Raw genomic sequence first — 17,324 nt, forward strand, 5'->3', positions numbered from 1 at the left:
TAAGGACACGAAAATTTTACTTAAAATGGACTAATACAAAAAGCTGCCTGCATTTAATCTGCAAGCAACTTTTGTTAAAAATTAAATTTTATTGCGTTTCCACTTTCCGAAAAGTTAAGGTTTTTCCAGTGTAGCCATATAAAACCGTTAATATCGGTGATAATAGGCAGAAGAAAGCGAACGGCAAGTATTCCAAAGTAGAAACCCCTAATATGGAAGTGATAAAAATACCACAGACGCTCCAAGGGACAAGCGGATTGACGACTGTTCCGGCATCTTCCATCACCCGGCTTAAGTTTTTACCCGCTAAGCCGAGTTTTTCATACGGTTTGTGAAAAGCTTGGCCTGTCAATAAAATCGATAAATACTGTTCACCGATCAATATATTGATACCAATTGCGGTCAATGCAGATGCGGCGATGACTGAAGAAACTTTTCTCAAAAGGCTTTCCACTTTCCCCAGCAGGCATTGAACAATTCCAAGAGTGAACAATAATCCTCCCATGCTAAGCGCAAGCAAGACCAACCCAATTGTAAAAAGCATGCTTTCCATGCCGCCACGAGACAGCAATGCATCAATATCATTAACACCCGTTTCCGATACAAATCCGCTATATAGAATGCTCATAATTTCAGCAGCGCCATAGATGTGATGGAAAAAAGAAACGATTACAGCCGTCAAAGAGCTGATAGCCAGCGTCATCATCGCCGGAACTTTTTTTATTGTCAGCACGATTAAGACCAGCAATGGAATGATCGTATACCAATGAATAGAGCCCGTTTCAAGCAGACTTCGCTGGAAGAACGCGACGTCATCCACTTCAGTTCCTGACACATCGGGAGATAGGAAAGCAAAAACGATTAATGACAATACAAAAGCTGGAACCGTTGTCCATCCCATATTGCGGATGTGTTCAAACAAATCCACGCCAACCATTGAAGAAGCTAAGTTCGTAGTATCCGACAGAGGAGACATTTTATCTCCGAAAAAAGCGCCGGAAACAATTGCACCGGCCGTGATTGCCAGTGAAATATCCATTACGGCCGCCATGCCGATAAAAGCAACTCCAACTGTAGCAACAGTGGTCAACGAACTGCCGATGGATATTCCGATGATCGAGCAGACTACAAAAACAATAGCAAAGAAAAATAATGGAGTTACAAGATTAAAGCCGAAATAAATCAGTGTTGGAATGGTACCGCTCATCATCCAGGTGCTGATTAAAATACCGATAAAGAAAAATAGGAATACCGCACTCATACCAGCACCTGCTCCTGCTACCAAGCCGCTTTCTAATTTGCGATACGGCACTTTTTTTAACAAGCCGTAACAGAACAGCAGCAAAATAGATAAGAGAATCGGTATATGCGGAACTGCTTCAAATCGAATGAGGCTTACGCTGATGATCAGCACAATGGAAACAATTAATGCAACTGCTTCTTTAGCTGATGGTGAAATAACTTCTTTAATTTGAAACATGAATGATTCCTCCTGAAATTAAAAAATTAGATTAAAAAAAACCTAGCATCCCCATAAAAAAGGGACGAAGGTTTTCTCCGCGCTACCACCCAATTTGACGGCTGTTAGACCATCCACTTCATTAAAAAGTTGAAAAAAACGGATGGCGTACTTCATCCATATCGCTGCCTGAATTTCCACCGCTCATCCAGTCTCTGCTTGCTGCACACGAAAAGGTTACTGTACCATCTTCAACATTGCTTATTATATTTACACAATCAATTGTTTTAAATATTATCATGTTCCTAAAGCAAGTCAAGGCCATATTTTTACAATTCGTGCATTCTGCTTAATTTCCATTAGTTGAATCGGCTAAATCGGTCTGTTTTGCTTTAGTTTCCCGCCCAGCTAAATGTTTTACAAAAGGCACGATAAAAACTGAAAGAAATAAAATCCGGAATAATTGGAACGCAGTAACAACTGTGACATCCGCCTGGACCGAAGCAGCAATAATCCCCATCTGATCGAGCCCGCCCGGCACAACGCTTAAAAAACTAGTGGAAAAACTTAGCCTATACATGTCCTGTAAAACAAAGCTGATGCCGTATGCCACTGCTATCAAAACAACACTTGAAAAAAACGAATAAAAAATCAGTTTTGGCGTCAGTTTTATATCTTCTTTCTTTAAAAGAAGACCGATATAGATTCCTATCAGCAATTGGGCAATATGCAGCACAAGACTTGGCATAAGCGGTACTTCGATGCCCACGATATTCAGCAGTATAATGAAAAAAATGGGGCCAAGCAAAAACGCTGTTGGCACTTTCAATCTGCTGAACACCAAACCAGATACATAACAGAGAACTAACAGAACCAAAAGATAAAATGAATAGTTGCCTTCAGCGGTTTCCCCAGCCTGCGTTGAATTTCCACTTGCAACGATAAAAGGCACAATTGCGACGATCAGCAAGACTCGCAGTACGTGATAAAACGTCACAGCAGCTAAATCGACGCCTTTCTGCTCTTCTGCGAAGGTGATGATTTGCGACATTCCACCCGGAACGCAGCAAGTCATAGCCGTGGCTTTATCCACTTTCGTCCGGACAGCCACGATAAAACTGATGAGCAGGAAAAGCAGAAAGAAGACAATATTAATCAGCAGCATGGCTCCAAAATACTGTTTCATTCCTTGCAATGCTTCTAAAGTAAAAGCAAAACCGATTACATATCCCGCAATCACCAGCCCGGTATTCCGAAAAGCTGGATGCCATTTCAAAGAAAGTGGGGTGAAAAATTGAACTGCTAGAACAGCAAAAAGCGACCCTAGCAGCCAAGGCATTGGAGCTCCAATAACTTCGAATAATAAAGCTCCAGCCAGTCCTACAATAAATGCTCTTCCCATCGGATGTATGGTCACATCGGTCATCTACTTTCTTAGAATCCAATCTCATTCTTCAATTATAGCTTTTTTTCCTCTCTGATAGGATTAATATTTGCTTCACTGCCAGATTGTTTAAAAGCAGCAAAAAGCCTGCCCATAGCGGCAAGCTTTTAAGTTGACTCTATTCTTTTTCGCTCGGCTGAACGGCCTTCCATTACTTCACCTTCCTCAAGAAATGGCCTGCTCTCTATAATATGGAATCGGCACATCGGATGTCCCTCGGACTTTAGCAAGAAATCTGGCTGCTTCTTTGGATAAATGCATTTCTTTCTCTTGCATTTGAGTGCGCAGAACTTCCAGCATTCTTTGAGCTGTTTCTTCGCCTTGGTAAGACGGATTCACCGAGAAATGCAAAAGGATAAAATGGTTTTCATGCAGTTCTACCCCCGCAAGCCCTGTTACATTGTCTCCTTCTTTCCAAAGAAACAATTGCCAATTCGGATTTTGCTGATATTCTTGGATGGTCTCCTGTAATTTTTTAAAATTAAACCCTTTGGACATTAAAGACAGTAACCCCATTGCGACCTTTTGATATGATTTTTTGTATTTGCATAACATCCTGCTACCCCTCGATTTCAAATTCTAAAATCTTTTTCTCTTTATTCTATAAATTGGCATCACCGTTAAAGTTCCTTATCCTACGTTTATATACTCTTTTTTTCTGAAACTTAAACATTCATTTTTTATTTTTATTACGTATTTTTCGAGCATAGACATAAAAAAGTCCGCCATTTCAAGACAGACTTTTTTCTATCCATATCATAAACCTTCAAAAAGATGCAAGATAATTCACCGAATGCAATGCACGTATAGCACTGGCTGCATGTGTGCCCCAATGAATTTCGAAATTGTATTTCCATTCCCAAACTGCTTCGGCATGGTCGCCTTGTTCATAAAGGATTAAACCTCTTTTGATGTCACTGTAAATATCCAGTATGTCGTCAGTCAAAGTTTCGTTTAAAGGCTCTTCCATCATTTCTTCCAAATCCTCATCCGAGTGATAGGGATCATAAACTCCCCAGTAGACATTATGAGTTCCAAAATCAACTTGTGGAAGTTGAAAATCAATATCAAAAGAATCATCTTTTCCAGGCTCGGCTTCTGGCAGATAAAGGCCTTTCGTGTACAGTTCAGTAACTGCAACATGTAATTGCTTGAATTTCTCAATTTCGCCTAAAGAGCCTAACGATTCAATTAAATTGCAATAGTTCTTCGCTGCCTGCAAAAAAGTTTCTACTTTTATTGTTTCCATATCCCTGTCACATCCAGTCCTTGAGAATGCTTCTATATTAAATAGCCATTTTTCCATCTGACTGTTCGCTACTTCTTTTTCATGAGCTTGGTATACTCTTGATGTACAAAACACCTGAATTTCTCCTGTTCTTCTCTGTATTCAAGAAGCTGCATGGTGTTTTTGGTGTCTCCCAGAAATTTTCTCACTTTCGGATTATAGCGGATGATATGGTCATACCTAAAATCCTGTCTAATCGCGGCAAACCAGTCTTCTTCATTTAACCGTTCCACATTCTTCTCGAAATTCGAAGGGCTTAAAAGAACGTTTTGCAGTTTATCCCCGGCTTTGAATAACACCGCATTCCCTAATATCCTGAATACAAATTCAAACATGAAAAGCCATCCCTTCTAAATCGTTCTCGAACTTTGCCCTATCTGATAATGAGCCAGTAAAGCCGTTTTTTCAACAAGCGCTTGCTGCATTATATAGGAACACCCATAAAATCGTTAAATGGCTTCACTAAATTAAATTCTCGCTTTTCCTATTAAATTCCTTCTTTAGGAACCACTTCTGCCATTCGCTTATCCGGCCAGTTCACTAAGAAAATCCCAGCGAAAATCATAATGCCGCCGGCAAACAAGGTAAAACCGATTTCCTCGCCAAGCAATAGCCAACCGGAAATGATTCCGAAGAATGGCGCTAAAAACAGGAACGCACTGACTTTTCCAGGATTGCCGTTTTGCAGCAGGAAAAACCAGACAGCGAATTGGACAATTGATGCTGGAATGGCTAGCCATAATACGATAAAAATTGAAGCAGGGTTGATCACCAGCTGTGCATTTTCCAGCAACAAGCTGCCCGCCAGCAACAGGATTCCGCCAAAAAGCATTTGATAGGCGGTCAAGACCCAAATGTCGAAGCGCTGTCCCCATTGTTTAATCAGCAAAGTGGCCACTGCCCAAAAAACCGCACTGGAAAATCCTAAAAGGGTGCCGACTTCTGCTTGAAGCTGTCCGCCCATTGTAACAAATACTCCGATAAATCCAAGAAGCACGCCGCTCCATTGAACGAGCCGGTACTGGATGCCGAGGGCAAGTGTACCAAAGACCACCACCAGCAGCGGGTTCATGAACGTCAAAATAGCAGATTCTCCGGCCGTGATTGTCCGCAAGCTCAAAAATATGGCACCCATCACGCCTGTTGTCTGGAAAGCGCCGATTAATAAAATCCGTAGCCAGTCTTTCAGTTTTTTCGGATGCGGCCGCTTTAAAATCAGTACGATGGCCCCCATCAATATTCCCGCCAGCGTAAAACGCATGCCGATCAATAATAGAGGAGATATATAGGACATTCCGATTTTTCCTACTGCAAAAGAAGAACCCATTAAACTCGTTGTCAGAATGACCAGCAGCGCAAAAGCTAATTTATTGTTCAAATTTTTGTCTCCTTTAAAATTCTTAAAAACCTGTATCTTCAACTCTGTCGACTAAAGAGGACATTAATGTTTTCTTCACCTGTGCAGCATTACCCTTCTTTTCTAGAGTCGCCGCCAATATCTTAGAGAAACCGGATTTTCTTTTTCGATGGAACGAAATGCTGGCTGTTCACTGCGGCATATGAATTCCCGTGCTTCATAAAAAGGGATGCCTTTTTGATTGTCTTTGGCGACCGATACCCATTGATCCTTGGCGCCGAATTCTTCTTTCTGTTGGCGAGTTATTGCGTCCAAAAGCATCGTCCCGATTCCTTCTCCCCGCCTTATGGGATCCAAGTAAAGAACGAAAACTTCCCCCGTTGTTTCGGCGATCATTCCACCGCCACCAGCTCCAATTACTTCACCGTCTTCGAGCGCGACGAAGTATCCGCCCCATTCTTTTCCGCTATTTGTCACTTCGTTCAATATCCGTTGCTCGTTATAAAATTCTTGGACCACAGCCTTGATATATCCTTTTGAGAACATATCGCTGTAAGTTGCCCAGTAACCCTCCGTGCAAACCCGGGCAATTCCTTTCACATGTTCGGGTTCTGCTTTACAAATAAGCACCATTATAAAACTCCTTTCAATTGCTTGCATAACCGAAGATTTTTTAGCAATTTCCAACGAATTGATTTTTAGGTATTCATATTCTATTTTTTTGTTTATGCTTTTATTAAAATAAAAGCCGTAGCAGGTACATTAGGAGGCTGGGCAATGATAACTCGGAAAACCGTCATTTTACTTGGCTTATCCCAGCTGATTTGCTGGGGCATATCTTATTATTTGATTGCGGCATTCGGGGAAGTAATTTCCGGTGATCTTAATTGGAGCAGAACTTTGGTATTTGGCGGATTTTCTGCAGCATTGGTCATCATGGGCCTCACTTCTCCTTTAACCGGCAAACTGATTGACCAGTACAGCGGGCGCTTTGTGATGTCTGCAGGATCTATACTCCTAGCAATCGGCTGTTCCGGAATTGCCTTATCCCAGTCTCTTTTGGTTTACTACCTGTCCTGGATTGTCTTGGGTTTTGCCATGCGTTTGACTCTTTATGACGCTGCTTTCGCTTCATTGGTCCGGATTGCCGGTTCCGGAGCGAAACGGTCCATTTCGCAAATCACGCTTCTCGGAGGTCTCGCTTCGACCATATTCTGGCCCATCGGCTTTTTTCTTGCGGAATCATTTGGCTGGCGGGCTGCTCTTCTGGTGTATGCCGGTTTTGCTCTTTTGACTCTTCCATTGCATTTGGCTATTCCACAAGAACGTTTCACAGAAGGCAATAGCGCTGTGAGCTCTGATAAAGGTGCTTTATCGAAGATGAACCTTACCGGCCGTGAACGCTTCATTTCCGGCAGCCTCTATGCGCTGATTTTCTCTTTGCTTAGCTTTTTGAATTCTGCGATGTCCGCTCATATGATAGGCATATTATCTGGTCTCGGACTCGCGGCAGCTGTTTCTGTCTGGATTTCCACTTTGCGGGGAATCGGCCAATCTTTGGCAAGGGTGACTGAGGTATTATTCGGAAGCCGCCTGCATCCTTTCACGCTGACAATTTGGGCTTCTGGATTGCTGCCCATATGTTTTATCTTTGGCTTATTCAGCGGCAAACTTATTATGACCGCGTTCATCTTCGCGTTTCTTTACGGTGCCGGCAACGGATTGATGACCATCGTCCGCGGCTCTCTGCCGCTTGTTCTATTTGACAACTCCACCTACGGCTCATTTGCCGGTAAATTGCTCATGCCAAGTTTTTTATTGTCCGCTATTGCACCCATTGTCTACTCATTGATCATCGAAAAATATGGTGAACAAGCTGCCCTTGCTCTTTCTGCCACTCTTGCTTTTACTGTTTTCAGCGCCGCTGTCCTATTGAAGAAGAGATATCCATATAGAGCTTCATAAATCTTCAACTTCAGCTTTTTTAAATTCCATCAGCCAGCAATCTTTCATTTCCCCTTCATGCAGCTCATGCGCCGGAAGGAATTTTATTTTCTTGAAACCGCATTTCTCGTAGCAGCCTATAGCCCGTTCGTTCCAGACCTCTGGATCCATTACGAGAACATTTGCCTGTTTTTCAGACAATAAATATTCTTTTATCAGGTTAACGAGCAGTTTCCCCAGTCCTTTACCCCAATAATCCACTTCTCCTATGAATTGGTCGGTACCATAGATAATTTCTTCCGGATTCCAATATCCATATTCCATTCTGTCTTGTTGATCCAAAGGATAAAATTGAATAAAGCCAATCGCTTTTTCTTCGTATTCAACGATGCACCTGGTCGTCTCATCTTCCTGTCGGTAAAAATGCCGGTCTACTTTTTCCAAGTCATGGGGGTTGTCCCGCCCTTCGTAGTATTTCAGTACTTCCGGGTCGGTCAGCCATTTCACCATCACTTCTTTGTCCGCTTCCTGCAATTTCCGGATTATCATTTTTTCGTTTTGGATCAACACCGCACTTACCTCCTCCGAAAACAGATTAATTAATTGAGCTGTATAATCTCAATTGGTCCTTTTCGTTATTTATAGTGGTCAAAAAGAAAATTTTTCCTTGATTAGATGAGCTACTTTATCAGGTTGCAGGTTGGAATTATCAATCCGGATATAATTCTCATATTCAATTTCGCCTTCCAGCGAATTTAGCCGGTATTTCTTCATAGAATCCAGTAATTCCCGTTCTGATTCTTCAATATTTCGTTTGGTTGGCTTTTCTTTAAGCCTGCTGGCCGATTTATTGCGCTCGATTCGTATTTCTGTTTCCGCTTCCAACTCGACAAAATAAACTTCATTGCCGTTCGACTCGAAAATCTCACACGTTTTCCGAACGAAATCCCAGTCTTCCTCCATGTCAAATGCCCATACATAAGTGAAAATGATACCATTCATCTCGCTTTTAGATAACGCTTTGAATATTTCTGCCCGAAACAGATTCGATAGACGCCACATCTCAGAACTGAATCCAAAAAAGGGATGCAGCAATTCAATGGTCATATGATTATGAAATAGTTTAAGTCCTGTTATTTTTTCAAGTTCTTTTCCTATTGTCATTTTTCCGGTTGCTTGAGGTCCGAATAATAAAATTAATTTCATAATTGCTCCTTTAGTTCAGCTTTTTTATTTGCCTTCCAACTATCAATACATGCATTTCTCCCATCGGCTCTCTTCTTTAATTGTACCTAAAAATTCCAGTTACCGATAGAACTATTAGAATGTTCCGTGAACATTCCTCTTGAATGCCAAATATAAAAAAATCCTCCACTCATATCGGATGCATGAGCGGAGAAAATTTATAGAACTGCTTCAGTTGTTTCCGTACTTTTCGAACTTGTCCCTCTGATAAACAAACCGGTATAAACAAGGAAAGTGCCAATCATCAAAATAACGCCGATATAGACGGACATCATTGTGGGAACTAGATATGCGCCAATAACAATTGTGGAGCGCGCAATCAGGTCAGCTCCACTGAATGAAAGATTGGAGAAGGCAGAATAGGAGCCCCGCTTGTCAGCCGGAATCATATTTGCCAGTTCAGCATTCCGGACCGGTGAATAAATCAGCTCTCCGAGAGTGGCGATAACGTTAAAAAGAATCAGGATGTACCAACTGTCCGCTGAAGTGACCGTGATATAGCCAATGCTATAAACAATCAGCCCTACCAGCAGCACTTTGCGGTTTTTAAAACGGTCTGTGATTTTGCTGATCAGAAAAGTAAAGCAGACAACAAACAGCATGTTTTGGATATTGAGAATGCTCAGCATCCGGACGCCTGCAATATCGAAATTCCCGACACTTACAGTTTCAAAAGTTTCCGCAAGCCGGACACCGATGTAGCTGTTTAACGAGAATTCCGCTGCGAAGATAAACATCGATCCCACCACTACTTTGACAAAAGGCAAATCCTGAAATGCCACTTTGTAATTTTGGAAGACATCTACTAACACATTTTCATGCTGTTTTTTCAGCACGCTTTTTTGTTCATCAATCAACCACAGGTGATAAGCAAGCGGCAAACAGATGGATGTGACGGTCAGCAGCACAAATAATTCAATTTGATGATTGACGTATAATAACCCGCCAAGCGCTGCACCGATAGCCATCGATAAATTCGTCAGCCAGTATTCAATCGTATAAACCGCTTTCCGATTTTCAGGGGTAGTCGAGTCGATAATGATGGCATGCATCGCCGGCCTCCCGAGACTGCTTGAAATGATGAAACCGATATAGGAAGCCGCAAAAAGCCATATGAGGTTCTCGCTCGGCACTAAGCTGATGGTCATCGTCAGAAATGCCAAAGCACTCATCAACGATGTCCATACGACAACTCCTTTGCGCGGAAAGCGGTCAGAAATATAGCCGCCAATCAAGTTGATAAAAAAGCTGATGATGACGGTGCCGACTAAAAACAACCCAGCCCAGACTTTGCTCATCTCCAGCGCAAAGAACAAGGCCATAAACGGCATAACTGCTGAGCCTACTGCCCGGTTGAAAAAAGATGTAATTAGGCGGACTTTAATGTTTTGTGGATAGTCTTTCCAGCTCATGTTGTCAACCTCCTTTGTCTTATGTATATTAAACTAGACGAATAAATTGAAAAATGGACATTTTTAGAATATATGTCTACTTTTTAGGAGATGGTGAAGTGGAAAAGAATTTATTGGCGCTTTGGCAAGCAGTCCCTTCTGGTGAAATAAAAAAAGAGAAAATTGTTGAGGTCCTCGATTTAAGCGCCAAACAAGCCACTCGTTATATCCGGAAGTGGGCAGCGGAAGGCTGGTTCAATTACATTTCCGGACGTGGAAGAGGCAACTCTTCTGAACTGCAGTGGCTGAAAAATGTGGAAGAAATTTATGAGAAACAGCTGATGGAAATTATTGAACAAGAAGCAGTTGAAACAAGCAGCAAGTATTTAATGTACGATTGGTCAATCGACAGCAAAATTCGCCTCATCAATAAATTCCGATCAAAATTCGGGTTTTTCCAGCATACCAGTGATGTCGACAAATTAATCATTCCAAGAAAATATGCAGTTACAACGATGCATCCTTTGGAAGCGGCCGATATTCAAAGCGCTAATGTCGTCGCCACTATTTATAATCGGCTTGTGGCTGTTGATGCAGCAGGCAAGGTTTTGCCTGAACTTGCCCATAGCTGGGATGTGTCGGCAACCAAGCTGAGAATATATTTGAAAAAAGATGTGAAGTTCCATGATGATTCTTTTCTGACCGCTGAAGATGTGGCGGATTGTTTGAATCGACTGCGTACCCATGTCCACTACAAAGAATTATGGGAACCGGTTGAAAAGATCCAAGCAGTTGGTCCTTTAGTGGTCGATTTTGATTTTCCTTCAGGCTGCAGTTATTGCCTCCAAATGCTGGGCTTGATGAACTCAAGCATTTATAAAGAAAGTCAAGGACAGTTGATTGGAACCGGCAGTTTTTACGCTGACAACAGCCATGATTTCAAAACAGTTTTACATGCTTTTAAGGATTATTTTGGTGAACGCCCTTTATTGGATCGGGTCGAATTCGTCCAAGTTCCGAGCGATTTCGACTTTGTCTACCGCTCAGCGACACAACCGGATACGGAAAAAACTTTCATGGTGAAAAGCGACTCTGGAGTTGGGGTGGTCATCATGAACGCCTTTCGGAATTCAGATATCCGCCGACAAGAAGTGCGTGATTATCTCCACTGGATCATTGCAAAATACCGGCATGAAATTGGCCAATATAATCCACGGGCTTTGCCTAATCACCAAAGCATGCTGATTGGACAAAATCAGCATTATCAAGTCGAGGAAGTTAAACGGCCTATTTTCACGAAACCGCTCATCATCAAAACAACGGATTACTTGGAAAAAGTTACCGCATGGATTCAATCTGCCTTTGAAAAAGAAGGGATTCCGATCGAAATTCAACATTTGCCATTTGAAGAAATGTTGTTTGATAATGGAATAGACCAGCAAGCTGACCTTTTCATCCGTGGAGAAGTATTTGAAATGAACCAAAATTTTTCTTTTTACCATTTCCTTAAAAACGGAAATTCCCCTCTGGTGAATATGATCAATACAGATGAAAATTTAAGCCATTTGTTAGAAAAGTATGTACATAGTCCCTTTGAAGAATGGCTTTCATTAAATTTAAAAGTTGAAAAAGCATTGATGGATTCTTCCATTCTGATCCCCCTCTATTATGAAAAACGGCAAATTCCTTTTTCCGCTGACTTGATGAATATCAGCATCAGCCATTTTGGATATGTGGATTTTTCTAAACTTTGGGTCCGGCCAACTATTGCAGGATAAAGAAATTTTCAGTCTGAGCACTGCGAATGATAATGCAGCTGCCCGAAGACTGTATGAAAGAAACGGCTATGTGCTGGACTCAATATATCTCCATTACGAACTGCCTTTATAGTTTTTCATTCTCTTAATCCCAGATAGGAGCGATTTCATGAAACCGACAATGAAGAAAACGGAGTTGAAGGACTCTGCAGATATTTGGAACGCGGTCATTTTCGAAATCAGCAGCCATGATTTTCCTACGAATAACCCTTTAATAAACGAAAGTTTTCTAGCTTTCCAGTACTATTCCGAACTCGAAAGCGGCGGCCATGAAATCTTGTTCAACTGGGTTCAAGAGTACATCGAAGAGGTTGGAATCACTCTTTATCTGAATGATTTGTCAGTCGCTTTGGAGAAGATCGGTGCTGACGACTATGGACAGATTATAAAGAAATACGGCGAAGAGCTATGGCGCTTGTTTAGGGCTCTGGAGAATGGTGAAATTGATGAACAGGCATTTTATGAATTGGTGGAAAAAGCGGACAGTGACTATTATGCTTTAGGCGGTAAATTGGAACAACAATTGGAAGCGCATTTCCTAGAGATTTATACAGAGCTGTTTGAAATCATTTGATTCCACTTGAACAATTTCTGTAATTTGCTGGATACAACCATAAAAACAGTTCAGTCGAAAAAAACTGAACTGTTTTTATAGTTGTGCTTATTTCATTTACGCCATATATAGTAAACGAATTTCACTTGCGCGCCGTTTAAAATAATTTCTTCATCCATAACTTCTATTTGTTTGAATCCGTTTTTCTCCAAGACTTTTTGAGAGGCTATATTATCTTTTGTAGTTTTGGCTTCTAGTTGCGAAATGTCTAAACCATCGGCTGCTTTAATCAATAACTTTACAGCCCGGCTAGCAATTCCTTGGCCGATATATGCTTGTCCCACTCGGTATCCCAAATATCCCCTTTGGTTTGTTTGATCGATATCTGCCAGATTGAGGCGCCCCAGGATAGAACCTTCCCCATTTTTTATTAAGTAAAAGACAGAATCCCCTGCCGAATGTTCTTTTAATAAAATTTGATGATTTCGCTCAAATACATCCCGCTGATAATACTCGTCTCCACGGCTAGGAATTCTTTCTTCAAAAAAACTCCTATTCTTCATTTCAAACTCAAACAGTGCTTCTGAGTCAGCACCAGTCAATTGCTCAAGTTTTATTTCCATTTTGCCACATCCTGTTTCGCCATAATAAGTATATTGTAAACTTAAGAAATTCTCATTCTGTTATAAACTTCTTTTTGTTTCTTGGCGCGTATGGATTTCCACCATTTTTCTGAGCAAGGTTTCTATCTGGTCTCTTTCCGCGACTCGGGCAAGAATCCATTCAATTTCCTCTTCCACTAGCCTGCTGATTTGCGTGGCTGCTTCTGCATGCCGGCTTGCGGTCATCTGGTTGAAGATAATTTCTGTTTTCAATAAAACCACAGCTGGCAGCGCCTTGCTGATCGCCTTCAGCCCTAAACGTGCACGCTCTGGAGCGTATTTATACAGCAGCACCCTCGCCAGATGGTCCATGACGCTCGACAGCATCTTCACGGCCCAGATACCATTGCCTCTGGCTGCCGCTTTTTGATACTGGAACAGGAACCATGCGACATCGATTACATCATCCCGAAATTCACTTTCATCCAATTCCAGGCTTTGTGTAGCCACAAATCTTTCCATTACGTTATCAGGATCATATAGCACCTTGAAATAATCTTTTTCCGTAAACTTCTCTGGAGTTACCGTAAACAAATCGATATGCAAAAGATCGTCGAATACTGCGATGATCTGAGGAGCAATGATGAAAATATCGTCTTCGAATATGACCGGACGGTATGCCTGTAAATGGCGCAACCGATTATCCAAAAAACGTTTTTCGTTTTCTTCGTCAACGAGACAATAAAGATCAACGTCGGAATGCTCATCGTGTTCATTCCTGCCCATTGATCCTTTTAGATAAACCGCCCGTACGAATGAATCGGTTTTTAAACTTGCACAAATCTTCTGGACTGCGAGTTCCTGGGGCAACATGGCTTCTCCTGCTTTCAATAATTTATAGATCCGTTAAAAAATCCTCGGCTTCTTTGCCCAATGGTCTGGCCGCGAAATCGCTTCCGGCAATTTCGTATGGCAATCTCCGATGGCCGCGTTTGCCTGAACCTGTGTCAGGAAAAGGCTTGTGGACAAATCGGCTCCGCTGATGTCGGCATCCCGGAAATCAGCACCGATTAAATCTGCCGTCCTCAAGTCCGCTTGACGCAAGTTCGCCGCTATGAAATAAGCTCCTCTAAAATCGACGCCCTTCAAGTCGGCTCCTTTTAATTCCGCTCCCATTAAATCTGCATTCCGCCGGTTTAGATTTTTGCTTTTCCGTCCCTTGTTTCGTTTTAAAACATCGACTCTGGCCAGTTCACTGGCTTTCACCAGCAAATCGTTGACTTGAGCACGATGGATGGGGATATCCAAAGCCATAAGTTCCGGCACTTCCAACAAAGTCAGCCGTTCTGTTTTTTGCATCATTTCTTCCAGTTCATTATAAATTTGCTTAGCTGTTTCCTGTTTCATTGCATCCGCCAAATACCATAACATTTCATGCAGCTGAGTCATTACCGGAAACACCGCAAACATCTCTTTCGCCGCGCCAGGGTCTTTCCGCCAATCTTTTCCCTTGAACGTCACCTGCGAGACCTTTTGGCCGGACCCATAGCAATCGAACACCGTGCAGCCTTTAAAACCGCTCCGACGGAGATCCTCATGAATACTGCAGCGGAAATCGGATTGCAGATTTGGACAAGGCACACCGGCCGCTTTATCAAAAGCAAAATCAGCAGATGCTGTAAAACAAAGACCCGCACAGCAGAGAGCGAAACAATTTCCACAGTCGGCCCGGAGGTTTTTCTGTACAAGCTCTAAATTTCTTTTTGCACCGCCATAGTTTTCCATTATGATTCCACTCCTTTTGCATATAGAAATAAACAACCGGATTGATGAATCCAAGAGTGAGAATGGTGAGAAACATGTAAGTCTCAATAGGATCTCCTCCCAATCCCAGCTCATCCACAAGAATTCCATGGGAATACATAAGCTGCACTGCCAGCCAAACAGCAGGTGCCGATCAAGAGACAACCGCAAAATGATTTAGAAATTTGTTCTTTAATGCCGGAATTCGAATCGCTAACAATAAAATCAGCGGAAAGATGGCAAGCATGTAGAATACAGGGCGCAGGACGGTAAATACGCCATAAGCTTCAAAAGGCTCGTATGTGTACCTCGCTTCCACTCCTTTATTTAGATTCTTTTCTCTTCCGTAATAAGTAGTTCCATTATAAAGGAATCTATGATGAATTGAACAAACATTTCGAAAAACATAATAGTTTAGCAAAAGAGGCAAAAAAGACGCCTTAACTTACAGGCATCTCTTGTCTGATTTCAATTTCTTTTGCCTACCGCTTCTTCCTGGACTACTTCAGGTAAATGCTTCGTGCAATTGTAAAGCGTGCATTCCCATTTACTTTCAATATTCTCCAAAATCGTAATCGATGTATTATGTAGATCTGTTTTAGTGAAACGTTCAGGCAGAAGGCTTTTTAATGTAGTGCCGATCAAAGCACCGTGGCTGACCATTAAAACTCGTTTGCCCGGATATTTTGCTAAAGCTGCCTCAATGGCTTTCCGCCCTCTTTTAGCGCCTTCTTCCTTCTTCTCCATTCCAAGATCCAATGTCCGCCAGTCCACACCCCATTTTTGAATGCGTTCTTCTTCAGTGGATCCTTCAATCTGGCCCCCAGACAGTTCACGGATGAGAGGTTCAAACCGGCTGACCGACATCCCGAGTTTCTCAGCAATGATTTCCGCAGTTTCCCTGGCGCGGATCAAATCACTGGATATGATCGCATCCCAAGGTTCTTCTTGTGCCAGCCGCTCTGCAATAGCACGTGCTTGCTCTCTGCCGGTTTCGTTTAATGGAATGTCCGAACTGCCTTGCGCAATCCGCTGCATGTTCCAATCTGTTATGCCATGTCTAACAAATCCGATTGTGGTCATTTCTCATTTCCCCTTTTGTTATATTGAATTCCATCATACGGGATTTTTCACCTGCATGTCGATTGAAGTTCCTTCAGAAACTGTTCCACTCAATAGAAAAACCCGGCATCCATATGCCGGGTTCCTCATTACACGCCCATTTTCCGCCGTGTATTATTCACTTTTTTGGTTTGCTGGCTCTTCATCTTTTTCGTTTCCAGTGAAGCGCCGCTGCCGCCTTTGTTGCTCGCAGCCTGATTTTTCTTTGCTTCCAGTTGGCGTTTAACCGCTTCCTGCAAACTTACTTTTTTAGGAGTTTCATTTGTTTCCGTCATGTCCATCCCTCTTTTCTTTTAAGACTATCAATCACGGATGTATTAATGACTTCCATTATAACACAATATGTTCCATATTTACTGCTTATTTTCTTTAAACCACTGGCTGACTTGCGAAAAGAATTTGGCCATTGAATTGGCATTCGACATGCTTGGAACACGTGCCAACAGGACTTCCTTCGGCGCTTTAATGCCTTCTTTTTTCTTCTGCAAAATCAAAATGCCTTTAGCAAAAGCTGAATTTTTGAATAAGCTGTCTGGCAGCTCCATAACTGACTGAATGTAAGCCGTCTTTTTTAAGAAAGTATGCAGCTGGCCGGCCTGAGGCGATTCAAATAAGGCTTTTGGAATGATTAAAAACAGATAACCGCCGTCGACTGTATGCTTCAATGCTTGTTCAATAAATAAGTGATGCGCATACGACAAGCCTTCTTCTGCCTTCAACTCATAAGTTGCCGCTATTTCTTCATCCGGATAATAACCAACCGGCAAGTCAGCGACTACTGCGTCCACTGGGTCAATCAGCAGCGGCTGCAAGGCATCCTGGCGGTAGAAAGTGACCGGCTGTTCGACCAAATCCGCCGTTGAAGCTGCCAACCGGATCAGCATATCATCAATTTCAACACCTGCTCCAGTAATACGGCCATCCAGGTAATTCATCACCGTCAACAGCAGATTGCCTGTGCCAAGCGCTGGATCGAGCAGCGTGAACTCTTTCTCTTTCACAAAAAGCTCCACTAAATAACCGACTAAAAGGCCAAGTGCGTCCGGCGTCATCTGGTGATGCGGCTGTACATGTTCCTTCATCCCTTTTAATACAGCCAGTTGGATTGCTTTCCGGACATCTTCTTTGCCTGCTTGTTCCGAAGGTTGTATATGCCCGTCCAGCCAAGTCTCAGTTGTTTCCAGTAAACTTTCCAGATACGGCAGATCCTGCTCTTTCTGCATTTCTGTCGCATGCTGATCAATAAAATTAAAAATCTTTTCCATTGCTGAATTCATCTATAATCCGTCCTCAATAAGG

General features: G+C 42.3%; 19 protein-coding genes. 3 read left to right on the forward strand and 16 right to left on the reverse strand.

Annotated features, from left to right (window positions below; genetic code table 11):
• Window positions 1-88: 88 nt before the first annotated feature.
• The 7 genes from nhaC to ACSFXN_RS09230 form a co-directional block, all read right to left on the reverse strand.
• The gene (gene nhaC, locus ACSFXN_RS09200; protein ID WP_437149802.1) at window positions 89-1,480 is read right to left on the reverse strand and encodes a Na+/H+ antiporter NhaC; all 1,392 of its coding nucleotides are present in this window, start codon (window positions 1,478-1,480) and stop codon (window positions 89-91) included.
• A 328-nt stretch (window positions 1,481-1,808) separates the two neighbouring features.
• Window positions 1,809-2,876, reverse strand: a complete 1,068-nt coding sequence (locus tag ACSFXN_RS09205; RefSeq protein WP_437149803.1) for an AbrB family transcriptional regulator — start codon at window positions 2,874-2,876, stop codon at window positions 1,809-1,811.
• Between the two features lie 192 nt (window positions 2,877-3,068).
• Window positions 3,069-3,458 (reverse strand): GNAT family N-acetyltransferase, encoded by a 390-nt coding sequence (locus ACSFXN_RS09210; RefSeq protein ID WP_437149804.1) that lies wholly within the window; start codon window positions 3,456-3,458, stop codon window positions 3,069-3,071.
• A gap of 211 nt (window positions 3,459-3,669) precedes the next feature.
• Window positions 3,670-4,152 carry a DUF5063 domain-containing protein gene (locus tag ACSFXN_RS09215; protein ID WP_300992272.1) on the reverse strand — a complete coding sequence of 161 codons (483 nt, stop codon included), beginning with the start codon at window positions 4,150-4,152 and terminating at the stop codon, window positions 3,670-3,672.
• 68 nt (window positions 4,153-4,220) lie between these two features.
• Window positions 4,221-4,526 carry a hypothetical protein gene (locus tag ACSFXN_RS09220; protein ID WP_437149805.1) on the reverse strand — a complete coding sequence of 102 codons (306 nt, stop codon included), beginning with the start codon at window positions 4,524-4,526 and terminating at the stop codon, window positions 4,221-4,223.
• A 152-nt stretch (window positions 4,527-4,678) separates the two neighbouring features.
• On the reverse strand, window positions 4,679-5,569 hold the full coding sequence (locus ACSFXN_RS09225) for a DMT family transporter (RefSeq protein WP_437149806.1): 891 nt from the start codon (window positions 5,567-5,569) through the stop codon (window positions 4,679-4,681).
• Between the two features lie 102 nt (window positions 5,570-5,671).
• Window positions 5,672-6,181 carry a GNAT family N-acetyltransferase gene (locus ACSFXN_RS09230; RefSeq protein WP_437149807.1) on the reverse strand — a complete coding sequence of 170 codons (510 nt, stop codon included), beginning with the start codon at window positions 6,179-6,181 and terminating at the stop codon, window positions 5,672-5,674.
• Window positions 6,182-6,325: 144 nt separating this feature from the next.
• On the opposite strand from ACSFXN_RS09230, the gene ACSFXN_RS09235 reads away from it, so the two are divergent.
• The gene (locus ACSFXN_RS09235; protein ID WP_437149808.1) at window positions 6,326-7,513 is read left to right on the forward strand and encodes an MFS transporter; all 1,188 of its coding nucleotides are present in this window, start codon (window positions 6,326-6,328) and stop codon (window positions 7,511-7,513) included.
• On the opposite strand, the gene ACSFXN_RS09240 is transcribed toward ACSFXN_RS09235, so the two are convergent.
• From ACSFXN_RS09240 to ACSFXN_RS09250, 3 genes are all read right to left on the reverse strand, one after another.
• Window positions 7,508-8,062, reverse strand: a complete 555-nt coding sequence (locus ACSFXN_RS09240; RefSeq protein WP_437149809.1) for a GNAT family N-acetyltransferase — start codon at window positions 8,060-8,062, stop codon at window positions 7,508-7,510. The two genes, ACSFXN_RS09235 and ACSFXN_RS09240, sit on opposite strands and share 6 nt — an antisense overlap.
• Before the next feature lie 78 nt (window positions 8,063-8,140).
• Window positions 8,141-8,698 (reverse strand): AAA family ATPase, encoded by a 558-nt coding sequence (locus ACSFXN_RS09245; RefSeq protein WP_437149810.1) that lies wholly within the window; start codon window positions 8,696-8,698, stop codon window positions 8,141-8,143.
• 197 nt (window positions 8,699-8,895) lie between these two features.
• Entirely contained in the window at window positions 8,896-10,149 is a 1,254-nt protein-coding gene (locus ACSFXN_RS09250; protein ID WP_437149811.1) for an MDR family MFS transporter, read from the reverse strand.
• 98 nt (window positions 10,150-10,247) lie between these two features.
• On the opposite strand from ACSFXN_RS09250, the gene ACSFXN_RS09255 reads away from it, so the two are divergent.
• Both ACSFXN_RS09255 and ACSFXN_RS09260 read left to right on the forward strand, forming a co-directional pair.
• Entirely contained in the window at window positions 10,248-11,906 is a 1,659-nt protein-coding gene (locus ACSFXN_RS09255; RefSeq protein WP_437149812.1) for an ABC transporter substrate-binding protein, read from the forward strand.
• A gap of 148 nt (window positions 11,907-12,054) precedes the next feature.
• The gene (locus ACSFXN_RS09260) at window positions 12,055-12,519 is read left to right on the forward strand and encodes a DMP19 family protein (RefSeq protein WP_437149813.1); all 465 of its coding nucleotides are present in this window, start codon (window positions 12,055-12,057) and stop codon (window positions 12,517-12,519) included.
• A 92-nt stretch (window positions 12,520-12,611) separates the two neighbouring features.
• On the opposite strand, the gene ACSFXN_RS09265 is transcribed toward ACSFXN_RS09260, so the two are convergent.
• The 6 genes from ACSFXN_RS09265 to ACSFXN_RS09290 all read right to left on the reverse strand — a co-directional run bounded on the left by ACSFXN_RS09265 (window position 12,612) and on the right by ACSFXN_RS09290 (window position 17,302).
• Window positions 12,612-13,121, reverse strand: a complete 510-nt coding sequence (locus tag ACSFXN_RS09265; protein WP_437149814.1) for a GNAT family N-acetyltransferase — start codon at window positions 13,119-13,121, stop codon at window positions 12,612-12,614.
• 60 nt (window positions 13,122-13,181) lie between these two features.
• Window positions 13,182-13,973 (reverse strand): aminoglycoside 6-adenylyltransferase, encoded by a 792-nt coding sequence (locus ACSFXN_RS09270; protein WP_437149815.1) that lies wholly within the window; start codon window positions 13,971-13,973, stop codon window positions 13,182-13,184.
• A 33-nt stretch (window positions 13,974-14,006) separates the two neighbouring features.
• Window positions 14,007-14,885 (reverse strand): pentapeptide repeat-containing protein, encoded by an 879-nt coding sequence (locus ACSFXN_RS09275; RefSeq protein ID WP_437149816.1) that lies wholly within the window; start codon window positions 14,883-14,885, stop codon window positions 14,007-14,009.
• A 486-nt stretch (window positions 14,886-15,371) separates the two neighbouring features.
• On the reverse strand, window positions 15,372-15,986 hold the full coding sequence (locus tag ACSFXN_RS09280) for a histidine phosphatase family protein (protein ID WP_437149817.1): 615 nt from the start codon (window positions 15,984-15,986) through the stop codon (window positions 15,372-15,374).
• A gap of 128 nt (window positions 15,987-16,114) precedes the next feature.
• Window positions 16,115-16,300 carry a hypothetical protein gene (locus ACSFXN_RS09285; protein ID WP_437149818.1) on the reverse strand — a complete coding sequence of 62 codons (186 nt, stop codon included), beginning with the start codon at window positions 16,298-16,300 and terminating at the stop codon, window positions 16,115-16,117.
• A 78-nt stretch (window positions 16,301-16,378) separates the two neighbouring features.
• Window positions 16,379-17,302 (reverse strand): class I SAM-dependent methyltransferase, encoded by a 924-nt coding sequence (locus ACSFXN_RS09290; RefSeq protein WP_437149819.1) that lies wholly within the window; start codon window positions 17,300-17,302, stop codon window positions 16,379-16,381.
• Between the last annotated feature and the right edge of the window lie 22 nt (window positions 17,303-17,324).

Origin of the sequence: Planococcus sp. 1R117A (assembly GCF_051417975.1) — a bacterium.
Taxonomy (GTDB): Bacteria; Bacillota; Bacilli; order Bacillales_A; family Planococcaceae; genus Planococcus; species Planococcus shenhongbingii.

Bases quoted from the DNA above. Each gene is read 5' to 3' on its own strand.
- ACSFXN_RS09235 (WP_437149808.1), top strand. From the start codon at position 6,326: ATGATAACTCGGAAAACCGTCATTTTACTTGGCTTATCCCAGCTGATT.
- ACSFXN_RS09275 (WP_437149816.1), bottom strand. From the start codon at position 14,885: ATGGAAAACTATGGCGGTGCAAAAAGAAATTTAGAGCTTGTACAGAAA.
- ACSFXN_RS09230 (WP_437149807.1), bottom strand. From the start codon at position 6,181: ATGGTGCTTATTTGTAAAGCAGAACCCGAACATGTGAAAGGAATTGCC.
- nhaC (WP_437149802.1), bottom strand. From the start codon at position 1,480: ATGTTTCAAATTAAAGAAGTTATTTCACCATCAGCTAAAGAAGCAGTT.
- ACSFXN_RS09260 (WP_437149813.1), top strand. From the start codon at position 12,055: ATGAAACCGACAATGAAGAAAACGGAGTTGAAGGACTCTGCAGATATT.
- ACSFXN_RS09210 (WP_437149804.1), bottom strand. From the start codon at position 3,458: ATGTTATGCAAATACAAAAAATCATATCAAAAGGTCGCAATGGGGTTA.
- ACSFXN_RS09245 (WP_437149810.1), bottom strand. From the start codon at position 8,698: ATGAAATTAATTTTATTATTCGGACCTCAAGCAACCGGAAAAATGACA.
- ACSFXN_RS09215 (WP_300992272.1), bottom strand. From the start codon at position 4,152: ATGGAAACAATAAAAGTAGAAACTTTTTTGCAGGCAGCGAAGAACTAT.
- ACSFXN_RS09265 (WP_437149814.1), bottom strand. From the start codon at position 13,121: ATGGAAATAAAACTTGAGCAATTGACTGGTGCTGACTCAGAAGCACTG.
- ACSFXN_RS09285 (WP_437149818.1), bottom strand. From the start codon at position 16,300: ATGACGGAAACAAATGAAACTCCTAAAAAAGTAAGTTTGCAGGAAGCG.
- ACSFXN_RS09280 (WP_437149817.1), bottom strand. From the start codon at position 15,986: ATGACCACAATCGGATTTGTTAGACATGGCATAACAGATTGGAACATG.
- ACSFXN_RS09220 (WP_437149805.1), bottom strand. From the start codon at position 4,526: ATGTTTGAATTTGTATTCAGGATATTAGGGAATGCGGTGTTATTCAAA.
- ACSFXN_RS09270 (WP_437149815.1), bottom strand. From the start codon at position 13,973: ATGTTGCCCCAGGAACTCGCAGTCCAGAAGATTTGTGCAAGTTTAAAA.
- ACSFXN_RS09290 (WP_437149819.1), bottom strand. From the start codon at position 17,302: ATGAATTCAGCAATGGAAAAGATTTTTAATTTTATTGATCAGCATGCG.
- ACSFXN_RS09250 (WP_437149811.1), bottom strand. From the start codon at position 10,149: ATGAGCTGGAAAGACTATCCACAAAACATTAAAGTCCGCCTAATTACA.